Below are 16537 nucleotides of genomic sequence, written 5' to 3' on the forward strand. Positions count from 1 at the left end.
GTCACCCGCCGGGGATGACGTGCCCGCCCGGCCCGTCGCGCAGGCTGATGTCGGGAGCAGCACGGAGGTGGAGGACGATGGCCGAGACGGAACCGCCGGTGCCGGCTGATCTCGGCGCGGCGTACCAGGAAGCGGTGCGCCAGTTGGAGACGCTGCGGCACGAGCGTACGGTGCTGGCCCGCAAGCTGAAGTCCGAGCGCAACCTGCGGCCCTGGCAGATCGAGCTGCTGAAGCTGCAACGCCACCTGGAGGACGAGAACCTGCGCATGATCGTGCTCTTCGAGGGGCGCGACGCGGCGGGCAAGGGCGGCGCGATCCGGCGGGTCACCCGGTACATGAACGAGAAGCACTACCGGGTCGTCGCGCTGGGCCGCCCGACGGAGGAACAGCGTTCCCAGTGGTACTTCCAGCGGTACGTGGCCCAGTTCCCGGCGGGCGGGGAGATGGTCCTGTTCGACCGCAGCTGGTACAACCGCGCGATGGTCGAGCGGGTCTTCGGCTTCTGCACGCCGAAGGAGTACCAGGACTTCCTGCGCGGGGTCACCGGCTTCGAGAAGGACCTCGTCCGCCAGGGCACCATCCTGGTGAAGCTGTACTTCAGCGTGACCCGCGAGGCGCAGGCCCGCCGCTTCGAACGGCGCCGCACCGACCCGCTGCGCCGGTGGAAGCTCAGCGAGATCGACCTGCAGGCCCAGGACCGCTGGGACGACTTCACCACCCGCAAGTACGAGATGCTGGCGCGCACCGACACCCGGACGGCCCCGTGGGTCATCGTGCGCGCCAACGACAAGCAACGGGCGCGGCTGAACACGATCAAGGTCCTGCTCAACGCGGTCGACTACAAGGAGCGCGACCCGGATCTGGACTTCGCCGTCGACCCGGACATCGTCGTGCCCGGCACCGAGGAGATCGCGTTGATGCGGGCCGAACGCAGACGCAGCGGCAGATTCACGGGATGACGGATTCGCGTACGGCGACGGAGGGAAGGCCATGCCCGAGGCGACCTATCAGGTCAGGGTGTCCGGGGTGATCCCGGCGGAACTGCTCAAGGAGCTGCAGGACCTGACCGTGAGCGTGGAGCCGCCGGAGACCGTGCTGCACGGGTCACTTCCCGACCAGTCTGCCGTCGTCGGGCTCATCTCCCGCATCCACGGCCTGGGGCTGCGCCTCATCGAGGTACGGCGGCTGCCGCCCGAGGAGGGCCTGGAGCCGCCGCGGGACTTCACCCGCTGAACCCGCCGGAGCCGAGGATGGGCAACGGCACGGCCACGGCACGGTTGCCGCTGCGGACCCCACGCCACGGGTACGGGCTGGTGCTGCTGCTGATCGTGGTCACGTACGTGCTGGCGCTGCAGGCCGACCTGCCGTGGGTTGTGGCCGTGGTGCTGTTCGTGCAGACCGGGACGGTGTGGCAGGCGTTGCGCGTGTCCGGGGCGCGGCTGGGCCTGCGGATCGCCGCCTCGGTGGTGTTCGCCCTCGCCCTGGTCCTGGCCGTGGCGGGCCTGTTCACCGACGTCGACACTCTGGCCGGCCTGACGTTCCTGGCCGGGAGCGCCCTCTACCTGGTCGCGCCGATCTCGATCGTGCTCGACATCGGCTTCCGCCGCGGGGTCGACCAGCAGACGATGTTCGGCGCGCTGGCCGCGTACCTGCTGATCGGCATGGCGTTCGGCTTCCTCTACGCGTGCCTGGGCGCGCTGCAGCCCGGCCCGCTGTTCGGGGCCAACGGCGACCCGAATATGTCGCAGGCGCTGTTCTTCAGCTTCGTCACGATGACCACCACGGGGTACGGCGACCTGGTGCCCGCGGGCAACCCGGCGCAGAGCATCGCGGTGCTGGAGGCGCTGATCGGCCAGCTGTTCCTGGTGACGGCGGTGGCGAAGGTGGTCGAGAACTGGCGCCCGCGCGGCTGGCACCGCAACGGCGGCTCCGGCGGCGACCCCGATCAGGCGGCGGCGGAGCGGCCCGCCCCGGCGGCCGGCCCGGAACCGGCGGCCGACCCGGGCTGATCCGGGGCGCGCTGGCCGAGCAGTTCCAGCCACCGCACCAGTTGCCGGTGCACCGCGTCGGCGCCGACCAGCTCCTGCTCCACGGGCCACGCGGCCGGGTGGATCAGCACCGGCCGGTTCTGCCAGCCGCCGAGGCCACCATGGCAGCCGATCAGCTCCTCGAACGCCGCCACCTCCTGCGTGCGCGGGTCGACGACGCTGTTGATCAGCAGGTCGCCGACGTGCGGCAGCGCGTCGTGGCGGCGCAGGTCGGCGGCGGCCAGCGGCCCGCAGCCCGCCAGCGGGTCGTCACCCTCCACCCGGTCGTCGGCGAGCACCCGCCGCCCCGCGTGGCCGAGCACGACCGGGCCGAGCTCCCGCGAGCGCACCATCACCCAGCCGATGCCCGGATGCCCGGTCAGCCCCGCCAGCAGCGCCGGATGCCACTCTTCGATCTCCTCCAGCGTCACCCGGCCGGGATGCCGGGCCAGGTACACCATGGCCAGGTTGCCCGAGGCGGCGACCACCAGCTCCGGCCGCCCGTCATCGACCGCCACGCCGGCCGGGTCCGGGCCGTCCAGCTTGGGCAGCAGACCCGCCCGCAGCGTACGGGCGCGCCCGGCCTGCTCGTCCTCGGGCGCCACCACGACGCCGTGCCCGGGCGCCGCGCTGAGCTGCCGTACGAGATCCTCCAGCGCGACACCGTAGCGCTGCAGGAACGTCGCACCCTGGCTCTGCCCGTGATCGGAGAGCACCACCAGGTGGTACGGGCGCGGCGCCGCCGATGCCAGTTCCTCCAGGGTGGCCAGCACGCTGTCGATGCCCTCCAGCGAGGCCAGCGCCTCCGGCCGGGCCGGACCGGCGTGGTGGGCGATCTCGTCGTAGTCCACGAAGTCGCAGTAGACCGAGGGCGCCCCGCGCATCATGTGCTCCGCGATGAGCGACAGGTTCAGGTGCCGCAGCAGCACGTTCGTGAGGCCGCGCAGCAGCACGTACGAGGCGGTGCGCGGGATGCGCGGCTCCACCCGGCGCAGCCGCTGCCGGCGGGCCTGGTACAGCTCCTTGACGATCTCCCCCACGGTGAGGAACAGCGACCGGGTGAAGCCGAACGGATCGATCAGGTACGCGCCGAGAAACCGCGCCGGACGGCCGGGCGCCCGCGGCGTCCCCACCGTGCTCATGGTGAGCAGGCTGGTCGGGGCGTCGCCGGAGAAGACGTTGCTGACGCTGACCCCGCCGTCGACCAGCAGTCCGCGCCCGTCGGTGAGGCGGGACTCGACCAGCGCGCTGTCGCGGGGATGGTTGGTCACGACGAGGCGGCCGGATTCCTTCTCGTACCACCGGAACGCCGGGACCTGCGCGCTGGCGCCGTGCAGCAGGCCGGCCTGGCTGGCCGGGGTGGTGGCGGGCAGCTCGGCGTGCCATTCGGCGAGGGTGTGGCTGCCGGTGCGCAGCCACCGGTTCAGGGTCGGCAGGGCGCCGGTGGACAGCGCCATCCGGGCCAGCGGCGCGGACAGCCCGTCGATCTGGATCATCACGACACCGGGCACGTCGCTGGTGGTGGCGGCCCGCCGGTGGCGGCGGTTGATCCGCAGCAGGTGCCGGGTGACCATTCCCGGCTGACCGGCGGTCACCACCCACAGTCCGCCGCTGACCAGCGCGCCGTACACCCACGACGCCCAGAAGGCGGGCCAGAACCCGGTGACGTGCAGGCCCGGGGTGACCAGCAGGGCCAGGTAGACGAGCACCGCCTGGCTCAGCAGCCAGCCGAGGAACACACCGGCCCAGCCGATGCGGGTGACCAGCACCGCGGCGACCGGGCGCAGCGCGGCGCCCAGCGCCCCGAGGACGATCGCGGCCAGCAGCACCGCCCAGCCGGAACTGGCCGAGATCCCCGGCAGCAGCCCGATGGTCAGCCCGAGCGCGGCCCAGTCCAGCAGCACGACCGCGACCAGGGTGGACACCCGCATCGGCGGTGTCATGGGTTCCTCCGCTCGGTGTCGGCCGGGCCGTCCGGCCCGGACCGTTCCGCCGTCGCCGCGGGGGCCGGGTCCGGCAGCGCGACGGCCGCGGAGGACAGGCGCGCGGCGGGGGCGATGATCTGCCGCCCCGGCGCGTCGGGCGCCGGCTCCCGGCCGCCGAACCGGGCGGCCAGCGGGCCGGCGCTGACGCCGTGCGCCACCACGCTCAGCAGCACGGTGGCGACGATGACCGCCACCGCCGGGGCGGCTTCGTCGCCCAGCTCCTCGACCGCCAGCAGCGCGAAGACCACGGAGGCGAGCCCGCGCGGGCCGAACCATCCGATGAACGCCACGGTACGGGGCCCGAGGTGCGCGCCGAGCAGGCTCAGCGCCACCGGGACCATCCGGATGACCGTGAGACTGAGCACCGCGTACAGCACGATCTGCCAGTCGAGGTGGCCGACCAGCACCGGCACCCCGATGGCGCCGAACAGCATCCACACCAGCATGGAGACCAGGCCCGCGGTCTGCTCCACGTAGAAGACCTCCCGTGGCCCGCCCCGCCCGGCGACCCGCCCGAACGCCAGCCCGGCGACGAACGCGGCGACGAAGCCGTTGCCGTGCGCGGCCACCGACCCCGCGTACGCCAGCAGCGCCAGCGCCAGCACGGCCGGGCCCGCCAGGTTCTCCCCGGCCCAGCCGCGCCGGGCGGTGGTCCGCAACAGCCAGCCGCCCCCGCCGCCGATCCCGGCGCCGATGAGCGCGCCACCCGCGAGTTGCAGCGCCGCGACCAGCAGGGTGCCCGGGCCGCCCGTGCCGTGCTCGGTGGCGGCGGCGCCGGCGAGCGCCAGCACCACGATCGGGGTGACGAACCCGTCGTTCAGGCCGCTCTCCACGTTGATGATCCGCCGGATGCGTGCCGGGACCGCGGGGTGGCTGATGACGACCGTGCCGAGGGCCGCGTCGGTCGGCGCCAGCGCGGAACCGATGAACAGCGCCACCCAGAATCCCGGGGTGCCGAGCAGCCACCAGGCGCACAGGGCACCCAGCATCACGGTCACCGGCAGGGCCAGGCCGAGCAGGCGCCCGTAGATCCCCGCGTCGCTGCGCAGCTCGCGCAGCCCGACCCGGGCGGCATCGGAGAACAGCACCCAGGTCAGGGTCGCCTCGGTCAGCGCCGCGACGGCGTTGGTCTCCGCCTGGTGACCGAAGTCGACCAGGTTCGCGAGGACCACGCCGACGCCGACGAAGGCCATCGGAGCGGTCAGGTTGGCCCGCTCCAGCCGCGCCGCGAACGCTCCCCAGGCGAACAGGACGGCCATGGTCAGTACGAGGGCGCCCGAGGTCACACCTCATGGCACCGAAAACTGCCAGCCGGCGGATCGTCCCGCGCGAATGAGCACGGAACCCGCCCGCGGTCACCTCCGTGAACAGCGGGGACACCGGGCCCGGCGGGTGATGTTCTCACTCGCGGCGGATGGCGCGCGGGGCGCGTACGGGTGGCCAGCATGGAACCGGTCCCCCGGCGTCAGACCAGACGTCCGGCCCGTGCGCCGGGACGCGGAGAAGCAACCGAGGAAAGGTGACACCAATGTCGGAGACTCAGCAGAGACCGACCTATACCGCCAACGCGCCGTACGCGGGGGCGGGTCGCGAACCCACGGCGTGGGTGGGTTTCGTCCTGTTCGCCGGCATCATGATGCTGATGCTGGGCGGCTTCCAGGTCATGGAGGGCCTGGTCGCCATCTTCCGGGACGAGTACTACCTCGTGACCCGCAACGGCCTGGTCGTGACCATGGACTACACGGCCTGGGGCTGGACCCACCTGGTCATCGGTCTGGTCGCCATCGCGGCCGGTCTCGGTGTGCTCATGGGCCAGATGTGGGCCCGCGTGACGGGCATCGTCATCGCGGTCGTCAGCGCCCTGGCGAATCTCGCATTCCTGCCCGCGTACCCCGTCTGGAGCTCCATCGTCATCGCGGTGGACGTCCTGGTGATCTACGCGCTGGCGGTGCACGGCCGCGAGGTGAAGAGCAGCTGACGGCACCCCGGCCCGGACAGTCTCGATGAGGGGGTGCACCGGTGACCCGGAGGCCAGGGCGTTACCGTCCCGCCGTCGTTCGGCTTCGTGGACGCGTCGACGGCGCCGTTCCCGGACATCACCTGCTCGGGGACGCGAACGGCGGCGGATACGCCCTGCCTCGCGGGGTCATCGTGCTGCTCGGGCTGGCCGGCACGGTCGTCACGGTGGCCGGTATGCGGGAGGTGGCGAACCTCGTCGCCCCCGTGTTCCTGGCCCTGATGCTGACCGTCACCGCCAGCCCGCTCAGCACGTGGCTGCGCCGCAAGGGGGCGCCCGCCTGGGCCGCCGGGCTCGCGCTGGTCGCGACGGTGTACCTGGTGCTGCTCAGCCTGGGCGGCGCCCTGGTGCTGTCCGTGGCCCGGCTGGTCGACCTGCTGCCGCACTATCAGGACAAGTTCGCCCAGCTCCGCGCGGACACCGCGCAGAGCCTCAGTGATCTGGGCATCGACACTCAGCAGGTGCAGGAGGTCGCCGGGCTGATCCAGCCCAGCAGCGTCACGGACCTGCTGCAGGCCGTCCTGGGCGGCGTCGTCGGGGCGCTGTCCAACGGGGTCTTCCTGCTGGCCGTGCTGCTGTTCCTCTGCCTGGACGCGGTGCATTTCCCGGCCCGGCTCGGCACGGCCGCGCGGCAGCGCCCCGAGGTGGTCGGGGCGCTGCGCTCGTTCGCGCAGGGCACCCGGCGTTACCTGCTGGTGTCGACCGTCTTCGGGCTGATCGTGGCGGTCATCGACACGGGCGTGCTGTGGGCGCTGGGCATCCCGCTGCCGGTGCTGTGGGGGCTGCTGTCGTTCATCACGAACTACATCCCCAACATCGGCTTCGTCATCGGCCTGATCCCGCCCGCCCTGCTGGGCCTGCTGGAGGGCGGCCCCCGGCTGATGGGCATGGTCATCGTCCTGTACTGCGTCGTGAATTTCGTGATCCAGTCGGTGATCCAGCCGAAGATCGTCGGTGACGCGGTCGGGCTGTCGGCCACGATGTCGTTCCTGTCCCTGGTGTTCTGGACCTGGGTGCTCGGGCCGCTCGGCGCGCTGCTGGCGATCCCGCTGAGCCTGCTGGCCAAGGGCCTGCTGGTGGACATCGACCCGGGGACGCGGTGGATGAACTCGCTCATCTCCAGTGACGGCTCGGCCGGGATGCCCGCCGAGCGCAACGGCCGCGACCGGATCCGGCGCACCGCCGTGGCGCGCCCGGGCTGACCGCCGTGCCGCGCGTCCCCGACCGCCCCGGGCCCGCCGCCGCACCCGGCCCGAACGACCCCGAACCCACGCCCGAATCCGCCCGGACCGCCGAATCCCCGGCGCCCCGTTCCACGGCGGCGTCCGGTCCCGCGGCGGCGGTGGGCGACGACTGGGAGGCCCGGGTCGCGGGGATCCTGGTCGGCCTGCCCCGGCGGCTGCGCCCGCTGCTGACCTGGCTCGCCAAGCAGTGGGTCGGCCGGATCCTGGCCCGGATCGCGGCCGGGCTCGTCCGGGTGCAGATCTTCGACCGCTCGATGACCCTGGCCGCCCAGGCGTTCACCTCGATCATCCCGGTGCTGATCCTGATGGGAGCGCTGATCGGTCCCGGTGACAGCAGCCGGCTGATGGAGATCGCCGGCCTGCCCGACGCCGCCCGCAGCATGTTCGTCGACGCGGTACGCCAGGGCGAGCTCGGCGCGTTCGGCCTGGTGGGCAGCCTGCTGGTGCTGGTGAGTTCGACCGGGCTGGCCCGGGCGCTGGCTCGCGCGTACACCGCGGTGTGGGGGGCACGGCAGGCGCCGTCGGGTGCCCGCGCGGCGTGGCGGTGGTTCGCGACCGTGCTGACGCTGGCCATGTTCATGGTGGGTACGCGGCTGCTGGGCTGGGCCACGCGTGACCTGCCCCTGCCGCACCTGTCGCTGGCTCTGCTGCAGTTCGCCGCGGACTGCGCCGTCGCCACCCTGTTGCCCTGGCTGGTTCTCGGCAGCGCGGTACGCCCACGCCTGCTGGCCGCCGGCGGCCTGATCTTCGCGCTGGCGATGATCTTCCTGCGCCCGGCCGGGGAGGTGTTCCTGCCCATCGCGTTGCGCAGCAGCGCCGACCGCTACGGCACCATCGGCGTCGCCTTCGCCTACATCGGCTGGCTCTACGTGGTGTCCTTCTGCCTTCTCCTGACCGCCGTCCTCGGACAGGTGATCGCGGAGGACGAGGGGTTTCCCGGCCGCCTGGTCCGCGGCGAACGCCCGCCCGCGACCGGAGGACCCCTGCGCTGACGGGTTTCATGCGGCGGGGGTGATGACCGGACCGCGCGCGCGGCGGAGCATCCGGGTCAGGGCAGCTGTCCCGCACCGGCCGCCGGCCCCCGGACGGCCACGAAAGTAAGGGGAGACGACGATGACCGTCCATCAAGACTCGGCCGTGCTCGGCTACCCGGCCATTCCGGAGCACCGGGACTGGCTGCGCTTGAGCATCGGGGTGTTCGCCTTGCTGATCGGCGTGGCGGCCTTCGCCTGGCCCGACGCCACGGTCCGGGTGATCGGCCTACTGTTCGGCCTCAACCTGCTGCTGACCGGATCCATCCACGCCGTCATGCTGCTGTTCGTGCCGGGTTACCCGGTGCTGTTCCGCGTGCTGGGCATCACGTTCGGCGTACTCACCGCGCTGGTCGGCATCCTGTGCCTGCGCAACATCACCGCCTCGCTGGCCCTGCTGCTGGTGATCGTCGCGATCGGCTGGCTGCTGGACGGCCTGGTTCAGATCTTCATGGCCGTCGGCCGCTACGCCGAGGGCGGGAAGGGCTGGCGGATCGCCTCGGGCCTGATCATGGTGTTGGGTGCGGTCGCGGTGCTCGTCTGGCCGAAGATCGGCCTGGCCACCTTCGTCTTCGTCGGCGCGACCATCCTGGTCTTCGTCGGCATCGCCCAGATCGTCTCCGCGATCGCGGGAATGCGCGCGGCCCGGACCGCCTAGCCCGGACCGCCTAGCCCGGATCCGGACCCGGGCGGGCAGCGAGCAGGCCGGGCGGGCGGGAGCGGCCCGGGTGGAAAACCATCCCCGACGGGTGAGGGGGGCAGGGCCCGGACCCGCGAGCGTGAGCCGCAAGAGCGGGCGGGACCCGCCTGTCCGCATACCAGGGGGCGTGCGATGAGCGACGGAACGAGCACCATCGAGCAGACGCGGTCCGCCGCCGACGCCACGCCACCCCCGCCGTGGTACGCCCGGCCGGCGGACGCCGTGGTGGCCGCGTTCGAGAGCAACGCCGAACGCGGCCTGACCCGCTCCGAGGCGGCAAAACGACTCGTCCGGTACGGCCCGAACCGCATCGCCCGCGAGAAACCCCCGTCCGCGTGGCGGGTGGCGCTGCAACAGTTCCGCGACCCGATGAACCTCATGCTGGTCGCGGTGGTCGTGGTCAGCGTGGCGATCGGCGAGGTGTCCACCTCGATCATCGTGGCGCTGCTCATCGTGCTCAACGTCGTTCTCGGCTCCCGGCAGGAGCTCAAGGCCCGGGCCAGTGTGGACGCCCTGGCGAAGATGCAGGTGCCGGAGGCACGGGTGGTCCGCGACGGGGAGTTGCTGGCCCGGCCCGCCGCCGAGCTGGTACCGGGCGACATCGTGCGCCTGGAAGCCGGTGACCTGGTGCCGGCCGACGGGCGCATTCTGCGCTCGGCCACCCTGGAGGTTCAGGAGGCAGCGCTGACCGGGGAGAGCGCCCCGGTGGCGAAGGACGCCGGGACGGTGCCGGGCGGGGACGTCGCCGTCGGTGACCGCTCCGACATGCTGTACCAGAACACCTCGGTGACCCGGGGCACGGCCACGATGGTGGTCACGGCGACCGCGATGCTGACCGAGATGGGGCGGATCGCGACGATGCTGACCCAGGTCAAACGGACCCGTTCGCCGCTGCAGCGGGAGCTGGACTCGCTGACCAAGGTGCTGGGGATCATCGCCTGGAGCGCGGTCGCGTTCATCGTCGTGGTCGGCCTGCTGCGCGGCATGGCCTTCGACGACGTGCTGCTGCTGGGCACCGCGATGGCCATCTCGGCCATCCCGACGGGCCTGCCCGCGTTCGTCTCCGGCCTGCTGGCGTACGGGGCCCGGAGCCTCGCCGAGGCCAAGGCGGTGGTCAAGAACCTCACCGACGTCGAGACGCTCGGCGCGACCAGCGCGATCAACTCCGACAAGACCGGCACCCTGACGATGAACGAGATGATGGTCTCGGTGCTGTTCATCGACGGCGCCTGGTTCACCGTCGAGGGCGAGGGCTACCGCAAGGTCGGGGCGTTGCGCTCGGCGGCGGGCGCCGCGGTGCCCGACTTCACCCGCCTGGCGTTGGGCCTGGTGCTGGCCAGCGACGCGACGGTCAGCGACGACGGCGCGGTGATCGGCGACCCCACCGAGGCCGCGCTGGTGGTGCTGGCCGCGAAGCTCGGGGTGGACGCCGAGGAGACCCGGCGCACGTATCCGCGCCTGGCGGAGGTGCCGTTCGACTCCGAGTACAAGTTCATGGCCACGTTCCACCGGGACACCACGGCCGGCAGCGATCGCGTGATCGAGCTGGTCAAGGGTGCCCCGGACGTGGTGCTGGCCCGCTGCGCGAGCGCGGGCCGCCCGCTGATCGACGATCAGGTGCCGATCGAGCAGGTCCGGGCGGACATCGACGCCGCGAACCGGCGGATGGGCGAGAAGGGCCTGCGGGTGCTCGCGTTCGCGGCCCGGATCGTGGAGCCCGAACAGAGCCGGGCGATGGCCGAGGCCCCCATGACCCTGACCCGGGACCTGGCGTTCGTCGGCATGGTGGGCATCATCGACCCACTGCGGGCGGAGGCCACCGAGGCGGTGCACACGGCGCTGCGCGCCGGCATCGACGTACGGATGATCACCGGTGACCACGCGGTCACCGCGCAGGCCATCGGCGCGAACCTCGGGCTGGGCCCGGGTGCGATCAGCGGCAAGGAGTTGCGGGCGCTGTCCGACGAGGAACTCGCCCGGCGCCTGCCCGAGCTGCACGTCTTCGGCCGGGTGTCGCCCGAGGACAAGCTGCGCCTGGCACGGGTCATGCAGGAGCAGGGGATGATCGTGGCGATGACCGGCGACGCGGTCAACGACGCCGCGGCGCTCAAGCAGGCCGACATCGGGGTGGCGATGGGCAGCGGCAGCGAGGTCACGAAGCAGGCCGCCCGGATGATCCTCACGGACGACAACTTCGGCACGCTGGTGCACGCGGTCGAGATCGGCCGCCGGGTGTACGAGAAGATCGTCGCCTACATCCGCTACCAGATGACCCAGCTGCTGTCGCTGGTGATGCTGTTCGTGGCGGCCACCGCGTTCAACATCAACCAGGGTGTCGCGATGACCCCGGAGATGATCCTGTACCTGTTCTTCTTCGCCACCGCGATCGGGGTGGTCGTCATCGCCACCGACCCGGGCGATCCCGAGGTGATGCGCCGGCCGCCGCGCGACCCCAACGTGCCGATCATCAACCGTACGGCCGTGTCGTTCTGGCTGCTCTACGCCGCGGTGCTGTTCGGGGCCGCGCTCGTACCTTTGATCGCGGGCCCCGACGAGCCGCGCACCGACGCGCCCAGCGCCGCGCTCACCATGACCTTCGTGGTGATGGGTCTGGGCACGGTGGGCAACGCGCTGGTCAACCGCCGTGACCCGGCCAGCGGCCTGCTGCCGCCCATCCTCAAGGCCGCCGGCGTCGGGCTGATCACCGTGGCCCTGGTCGTCGCGGCCACCACGGTCGACTTCCTGCGCAGCAGCCTGATGACCCAGCCGCTCACCGGCCCGCAGTGGCTGGCCTGCCTCGGCCTCGCGCTGGTGCTGCCGGTGGTCGTGGAGGCCGGCAAGTGGATCCGCCGCAACCGGGCGCCGCAGCCCACGATCGACCCGGTGCGGGCCGTCACGCCGCTGCGGGCGCGGACCGGCCGGAAGCCGGCCGACCGGGCCGCGGCCTGATCAAGGGGAGGACGCCATGGGGAAGCACAAGCACGCGAAGGAGCACCGGGGGGACGGCCAGGTGCTGCTGGCGGAGCGCGACGGCGCCCCGCCACGGCCGGACCAGCCGGACGCCAAGCCCCGGATGAAGGAGAAGGAGTACCAGCGGGAGCTGCGCGGCCTGCACGGCGAACTGGTCGCGCTGCAGGAGTGGGTGAAGGACACCGGCGCGAAGGTGTGTGTGCTGTTCGAGGGCCGCGACACGGCGGGCAAGGGCGGCACGATCAAGGCGATCACGGAACGGGTGAGCCCGCGCGTCTTCCGGGTCGTCGCGCTGCCCGCACCCAGCGAGCGGGAACGCTCGCAGATGTTCCTGCAACGGTACGTGCCGCACCTGCCCGGCGCGGGCGACGTCGTCATCTTCGACCGCAGCTGGTACAACCGCGCCGGGGTGGAGCGGGTCATGGGCTTCTGCACCGAGCGGCAGGCCCAGCAGTTCCTGCAGGCGGCCCCCGAGGTGGAGCGGGCCATCGTGGACTCGGGGGTCATCCTGCTCAAGTACTGGCTGGAGGTCAGCCCCGAGGAGCAGACGCGGCGGCTGGAGAGCCGGATCAACGACCCGCGCAAGGTGTGGAAACTGTCCGACCTGGACCTGATGTCCTACAGCCGGTGGTACGACTACTCGCGGGCCCGCGACGCGATGTTCGAGGCCACGGACACCACGTGGGCGCCGTGGTTCGTGGCGTACACCGACGACAAGAAGCGCGGGCGGCTCAACATCATCTCGCACCTCTTGGCGAACGTGCCGTACCGGCCGCTGCCGCCGCACGAGGTGACCCTCCCGAAGCGGCAGAAGCCGGACGGCTACACGGAACCCGACCTGCGGGTCCGGCACATCCCGACGCCGTACTGACCCCTCACGCGCCGCCGAACACCTGCAGCAGAATCTCGCGCTCGCCGTCGGTGAGGTTCGTGGCGATCAGGGTGCTGTGCCAGCCCCGCATGCGCTCACCGAGGCGGTCGAGGTTGCCCTGCTCGGTGAGGATGAACAGGGCGGAGGTCCCCTCGGTCACCTCGTTGCGGATCCTTTCCAGTTGCTCCTTGGTGATCCCGGCGTCCTCGGTGGCCTTGGCGAGTGCGCCGAGGGCGGCGCCCGCCAGCCCACCCATCACCGGGATGAAGAACAGGGTGCCGACCAGCAGCCCCAGCACCGCCCCCCAGCCGACCCCCTTCCAGGTCTCCTCGTGGCCGTGCTTGGTGTCCGGGTGCTGCTGCCCGGCGGGCCACCGGATGACCGCATGGTCGTCGATCTTGACCAGCCCGTCCGCCTCGGCATCGCGCAGCAACCGGACCGCCCGGTCGGCGCCGTCCGGATCATCGAACTTCCACACAGTGAAGGCAGTCATCGTCTACTCCCGGCATGAGGGGAACGGGTGGTACCGGCCATGGTGTCCGGACCGTGGCCCCGCCTCCCTCATCCCTGCCGGGCTATTTCGCAGCCCAGCGGCAATCTCGTCCGGCCGGGATGATCCACCGGCGCCGGACGGCGTTCATTCTCGGGCTACGGCGGCGCAGAGCGTCCGGGGAGCACGGACGAGAACCGGAGGGGGTGCCGGGTCTCGTGATCCCTCCGGACTACGCCTCCCGCACCGACGGCGGCCCGGACCCGCATGAGCTGCTGGAGTTCCTGCTGTACCTGGGCAGTGGCCTCACGGCCGCCGGTGAGGCCGTCAACCGGATCGAGGACCGGCTGCGCCGGGTCGCCGCCGCGTACGGCGCGACCCGGCTGCGGGTCAGTGTGCTGCCGACGTACCTCGTGATCGCGCTGGAGCCGGGACAGCCCGCCGCCCTGGAGCCGACCCCCCAGCTGCGTGGAACGCTGCGCCTCAACCAGACCGCGGCGTTGTACGACGTGCTCAAGGCCGCCGAGCGTGCCGAGGTGGTTCCGGCCGAGGGGGCCCGGCGGGTCTGGGAGATCCTGGCCATGGCGCCGCGCTTCAACCGTACGGTGATCATCTTCGGACACCTGACCCTGACGGCGGGCATCTGCATGCTGCTGCGCCCGACGCTGAGCGACCTGCTGCTGGCAGCGGCGTTCGGCGCCCTGGTGGGCGCGCTCAAGGTGTTCGGCGGGCGCTGGACGAGCGCGCAGATCCTCATGCCGGTGGTCGCGTCCTTCGGCGTCGCGGCACTCACCCTGGTGCTGGCCAGCGCGGGCTGGGTCGACGTGGAGGCCCGCGCGATGATCGCCCCGCTGGTGACCTTCCTGCCCGGCGCGGTGCTGACGATGGGGGTCGTCGAGATGTCCGCGGCCCAGCTCGTGACGGGGGCCAGCCGGCTCGTGGCCGGGAGCCTGCAACTGGTGCTGCTGGCCTTCGGCCTGCTCGCCGCGGTCCAGCTCGTGGGGCTGCCCCGGCCGGACGCCGTGGCCGCCGCCAGCGAGTACCGGCTCGGCGCGTGGGCGCCCTGGGCCGGGGTGTTCCTGGTCGGGGTCGGCAACTACCTGTACCGGTCGGCGCCGCCGCGCTCCTTCGGCTGGCTCTGTCTGGTCCTGTACTCCGCGTGGGTCGGCCGCCACCTGGGCGAGCAGGTCTCCCCCGGGTACCTGGGCAGCTTCACCGGCGCCCTGCTGATGACCATGGTGGCGTACCTGGTGGAGCGGCGGCCGTCGGGCCCGCCCGCGCTGGTCTCCTTCCTGCCGGCCTTCTGGCTGCTGGTGCCCGGCGGGGTGAGCCTCATCGGGGTCACCGAGTACATGACGCGCGGCGCCGACGCCGCCACGCCGGACCTGATCGGCGCCACGGGCACGATCATGGCCATCGCCCTCGGGGTGCTCTGCGGCTACCCGATGTACCGCCGCCTGGGGGCAGGCTGACCCGGGCGGCATGCCTCCGACCGGAACATTAGGGCTAAAAATCCTATTTGCCACCTTGACGGCATAATGCCGCTTATAGCGTTGATTCGTCATCTATGCCCGAGTACCTGAGGAGAGCAGATGGTGAATCATCCCCGCCGCTGGCTGACCGTCCTGATGGCGGCGGCGACGGTCGCCGTGATTGCCAGCCCGGCACCGGCCTCCCCCCGCGCGTCCGGCGCACCCGCCATCAGGATCGACGTGCTGGCGACCGGCCTCGACAACCCGCGTGGCCTCGCGCTCGGACCCGGCGGACTGATCCTGGTGACCGAGGCCGGCCGAGCCGGCGTCGGCCCGTGTGTCATCGGCGGGGCCGGCGCGGAATTCTGCCTGAGCGCCACCGGCGCCGTCACCGCGATCCAGCACGGCCGGCAGAGCCGAATCGTCACCGGCCTGCCGTCGCTCGGCACCCGGGACGCGAGCGAGGTGCTCGGGCCGCACGACATCGCCTACACCTCGGCCGGGCTCCTCGTCACGCTCGGCTTGGGCACCGACCCGGCCCGGCGTGCCAGCCTGGGCCGAGCCGGCGCGCTCACCGGCCAGATCGTCCGGTTGACGAAGTACGGCCCGCGCCGGTTCGCCGACCTCGCCGCCTTCGAGCGGGTCAACAACCCCGACCAGGGTCAGCCCGGCACCGGCCCGGACAGCAATCCGTACGGGCTGGCCCCGGCCCCCGGCGGCGTGGTGGCCACCGACGCGGGCGGCAACGACCTGCTCCGGATCGACCGCAAGGGCCGGATCTCCACGCTGGCCGTCTTCCCGGTCCGGCCGACGCCCGGCCCCGGGGGCGCCGAGATCCCCATGCACTTCGTACCGACCACCGTGGTTCGCGGCCCGGACGGGGCCTACTACGTCGGCCAGCTCACCGGATTCCCGTTCCCGGTCGGCGGCGCGAAGGTCTGGCGGGTGGTGCCCGGTGCCGCACCCACCGTGTACGCCAGCGGCTTCACCAACATCATTGACATCGCGTTCGATCGGCGCGGCCGGCTGATCGTGCTGGAGATCACCAAGAACGGGCTGCTGTCCGGAAGCCCGGCCGGCGCGCTGACCCGGGTCGAGCGCAACGGCACACACACCGAACTGGCCAGCGCCGGCCTGGTCACGCCGACCTCGGTCGCGGTCGGCGCGGACGGCTCGTTCTACGTGTCCAACAAGGGCACTCTCGTCGGTGTCGGAGAGGTGTTGCGGATCCGTACCTCGAAGTGACCCGGGTCTTCACCGGGTGAACGACCGCCGGGGGCCGCGCCCGTCCCGGTTCCCGGCGCACCCGATCCGTACGCCGAAGCGGCCCGGGCCGACCGCAATCTTGAAGACTTCAGGTGTGGCGCTAACCCGAACTCATCAACTTGGCAGCCCGGCCCGCGACGGCCTCGCAACCTGGACCCACATCGATCCCCGGTAATTGCGTTGCCCGGCCGATCATGGTGCCCGTACGGTTGCTTCTGTCAACGCGACACAGAGACCACTTCCCGGTGCGCAGGCGCGCGGCTACTTCCTGGCAACGGTTCATATTCGAACCCGGGGGTTCAAGTCCCCCACAATGCCGACGCCGACAAGAACTCGGGAAGCTTCAACACAACGGAATACGCACCTCCCCGGTGCGCAGGCGTACGGATACTTCGAGGTTCGATTCCCCGCGCCCGACTCGACGGGCGACGCCCCAGACGGTGGGGCACCGGACGCCAACCAGA

At 72.0% G+C, this 16537-nt stretch carries 14 protein-coding genes; 11 read left to right on the top strand and 3 right to left on the bottom strand.

Annotation, left to right across the window (positions count from 1 at the left end):
• The first annotated feature begins 77 nt into the window (after positions 1-77).
• From ppk2 (EV385_RS05795) to EV385_RS05805, 3 genes are read left to right on the top strand one after another with little or no spacing between them, the layout of a single operon-like run.
• Complete coding sequence (gene ppk2, locus EV385_RS05795) at positions 78-959, top strand: polyphosphate kinase 2 (RefSeq protein WP_130508507.1); 882 nt, start codon at positions 78-80, stop codon at positions 957-959.
• A gap of 31 nt (positions 960-990) precedes the next feature.
• Positions 991-1233, top strand: coding sequence for a hypothetical protein (locus tag EV385_RS05800; protein WP_130508508.1), 243 nt, complete (start codon positions 991-993; stop codon positions 1231-1233).
• Between the two features lie 17 nt (positions 1234-1250).
• Positions 1251-2009 carry a potassium channel family protein gene (locus EV385_RS05805; protein ID WP_242624733.1) on the top strand — a complete coding sequence of 253 codons (759 nt, stop codon included), beginning with the start codon at positions 1251-1253 and terminating at the stop codon, positions 2007-2009.
• Here the strand turns inward: EV385_RS05805 and EV385_RS05810 are convergent.
• Together EV385_RS05810 and EV385_RS05815 are read right to left on the bottom strand one after the other, a co-directional pair.
• Entirely contained in the window at positions 1946-3970 is a 2025-nt protein-coding gene (locus EV385_RS05810; protein ID WP_242624734.1) for a phage holin family protein, read from the bottom strand. The two genes, EV385_RS05805 and EV385_RS05810, sit on opposite strands and share 64 nt — an antisense overlap.
• Positions 3967-5298, bottom strand: a complete 1332-nt coding sequence (locus EV385_RS05815) for a cation:proton antiporter domain-containing protein (RefSeq protein WP_130508509.1) — start codon at positions 5296-5298, stop codon at positions 3967-3969. Before EV385_RS05815 ends, EV385_RS05810 begins: the two co-directional genes overlap by 4 nt.
• A gap of 242 nt (positions 5299-5540) precedes the next feature.
• On the opposite strand from EV385_RS05815, the gene EV385_RS05820 reads away from it, so the two are divergent.
• The 6 genes from EV385_RS05820 to ppk2 (EV385_RS05845) all read left to right on the top strand — a co-directional run bounded on the left by EV385_RS05820 (position 5541) and on the right by ppk2 (EV385_RS05845) (position 12845).
• Positions 5541-5990, top strand: coding sequence for a DUF7144 family membrane protein (locus EV385_RS05820; RefSeq protein ID WP_130508510.1), 450 nt, complete (start codon positions 5541-5543; stop codon positions 5988-5990).
• Positions 5991-6031: 41 nt separating this feature from the next.
• Entirely contained in the window at positions 6032-7231 is a 1200-nt protein-coding gene (locus EV385_RS05825) for an AI-2E family transporter (RefSeq protein WP_242624735.1), read from the top strand.
• A 5-nt stretch (positions 7232-7236) separates the two neighbouring features.
• Complete coding sequence (locus EV385_RS05830) at positions 7237-8265, top strand: YhjD/YihY/BrkB family envelope integrity protein (protein WP_130508511.1); 1029 nt, start codon at positions 7237-7239, stop codon at positions 8263-8265.
• 121 nt (positions 8266-8386) lie between these two features.
• Entirely contained in the window at positions 8387-8962 is a 576-nt protein-coding gene (locus EV385_RS05835; RefSeq protein WP_130508512.1) for an HdeD family acid-resistance protein, read from the top strand.
• A gap of 174 nt (positions 8963-9136) precedes the next feature.
• On the top strand, positions 9137-11953 hold the full coding sequence (locus EV385_RS05840; RefSeq protein ID WP_130508513.1) for a cation-translocating P-type ATPase: 2817 nt from the start codon (positions 9137-9139) through the stop codon (positions 11951-11953).
• A gap of 16 nt (positions 11954-11969) precedes the next feature.
• On the top strand, positions 11970-12845 hold the full coding sequence (gene ppk2 / locus EV385_RS05845; protein ID WP_130508514.1) for a polyphosphate kinase 2: 876 nt from the start codon (positions 11970-11972) through the stop codon (positions 12843-12845).
• Positions 12846-12849: 4 nt separating this feature from the next.
• Here the strand turns inward: ppk2 (EV385_RS05845) and EV385_RS05850 are convergent, their stop codons facing one another.
• Positions 12850-13338, bottom strand: coding sequence for a DUF1269 domain-containing protein (locus EV385_RS05850; RefSeq protein ID WP_130508515.1), 489 nt, complete (start codon positions 13336-13338; stop codon positions 12850-12852).
• 215 nt (positions 13339-13553) lie between these two features.
• Between EV385_RS05850 and EV385_RS05855 the strand changes: the two genes are divergently transcribed.
• Together EV385_RS05855 and EV385_RS05860 are read left to right on the top strand one after the other, a co-directional pair.
• Entirely contained in the window at positions 13554-14807 is a 1254-nt protein-coding gene (locus tag EV385_RS05855) for a threonine/serine exporter family protein (protein ID WP_242624736.1), read from the top strand.
• Positions 14808-14927: 120 nt separating this feature from the next.
• Positions 14928-16052 (top strand): ScyD/ScyE family protein, encoded by a 1125-nt coding sequence (locus EV385_RS05860; RefSeq protein WP_130508517.1) that lies wholly within the window; start codon positions 14928-14930, stop codon positions 16050-16052.
• Positions 16053-16537 lie beyond the last annotated feature (485 nt).

The organism is Krasilnikovia cinnamomea (genome assembly GCF_004217545.1).
GTDB classification, from domain to species: Bacteria; Actinomycetota; Actinomycetes; order Mycobacteriales; family Micromonosporaceae; genus Actinoplanes; species Actinoplanes cinnamomeus.

Coding starts and splice junctions, on each gene's coding strand:
- EV385_RS05835 (WP_130508512.1), top strand. CDS start 8,387: ATGACCGTCCATCAAGACTCGGCCGTGCTCGGCTACCCGGCCATTCCG.
- ppk2 (WP_130508514.1), top strand. CDS start 11,970: ATGGGGAAGCACAAGCACGCGAAGGAGCACCGGGGGGACGGCCAGGTG.
- EV385_RS05800 (WP_130508508.1), top strand. CDS start 991: ATGCCCGAGGCGACCTATCAGGTCAGGGTGTCCGGGGTGATCCCGGCG.
- EV385_RS05840 (WP_130508513.1), top strand. CDS start 9,137: ATGAGCGACGGAACGAGCACCATCGAGCAGACGCGGTCCGCCGCCGAC.
- EV385_RS05810 (WP_242624734.1), bottom strand. CDS start 3,970: ATGACACCGCCGATGCGGGTGTCCACCCTGGTCGCGGTCGTGCTGCTG.
- EV385_RS05850 (WP_130508515.1), bottom strand. CDS start 13,338: ATGACTGCCTTCACTGTGTGGAAGTTCGATGATCCGGACGGCGCCGAC.
- EV385_RS05805 (WP_242624733.1), top strand. CDS start 1,251: ATGGGCAACGGCACGGCCACGGCACGGTTGCCGCTGCGGACCCCACGC.
- EV385_RS05820 (WP_130508510.1), top strand. CDS start 5,541: ATGTCGGAGACTCAGCAGAGACCGACCTATACCGCCAACGCGCCGTAC.
- ppk2 (WP_130508507.1), top strand. CDS start 78: ATGGCCGAGACGGAACCGCCGGTGCCGGCTGATCTCGGCGCGGCGTAC.
- EV385_RS05860 (WP_130508517.1), top strand. CDS start 14,928: ATGGTGAATCATCCCCGCCGCTGGCTGACCGTCCTGATGGCGGCGGCG.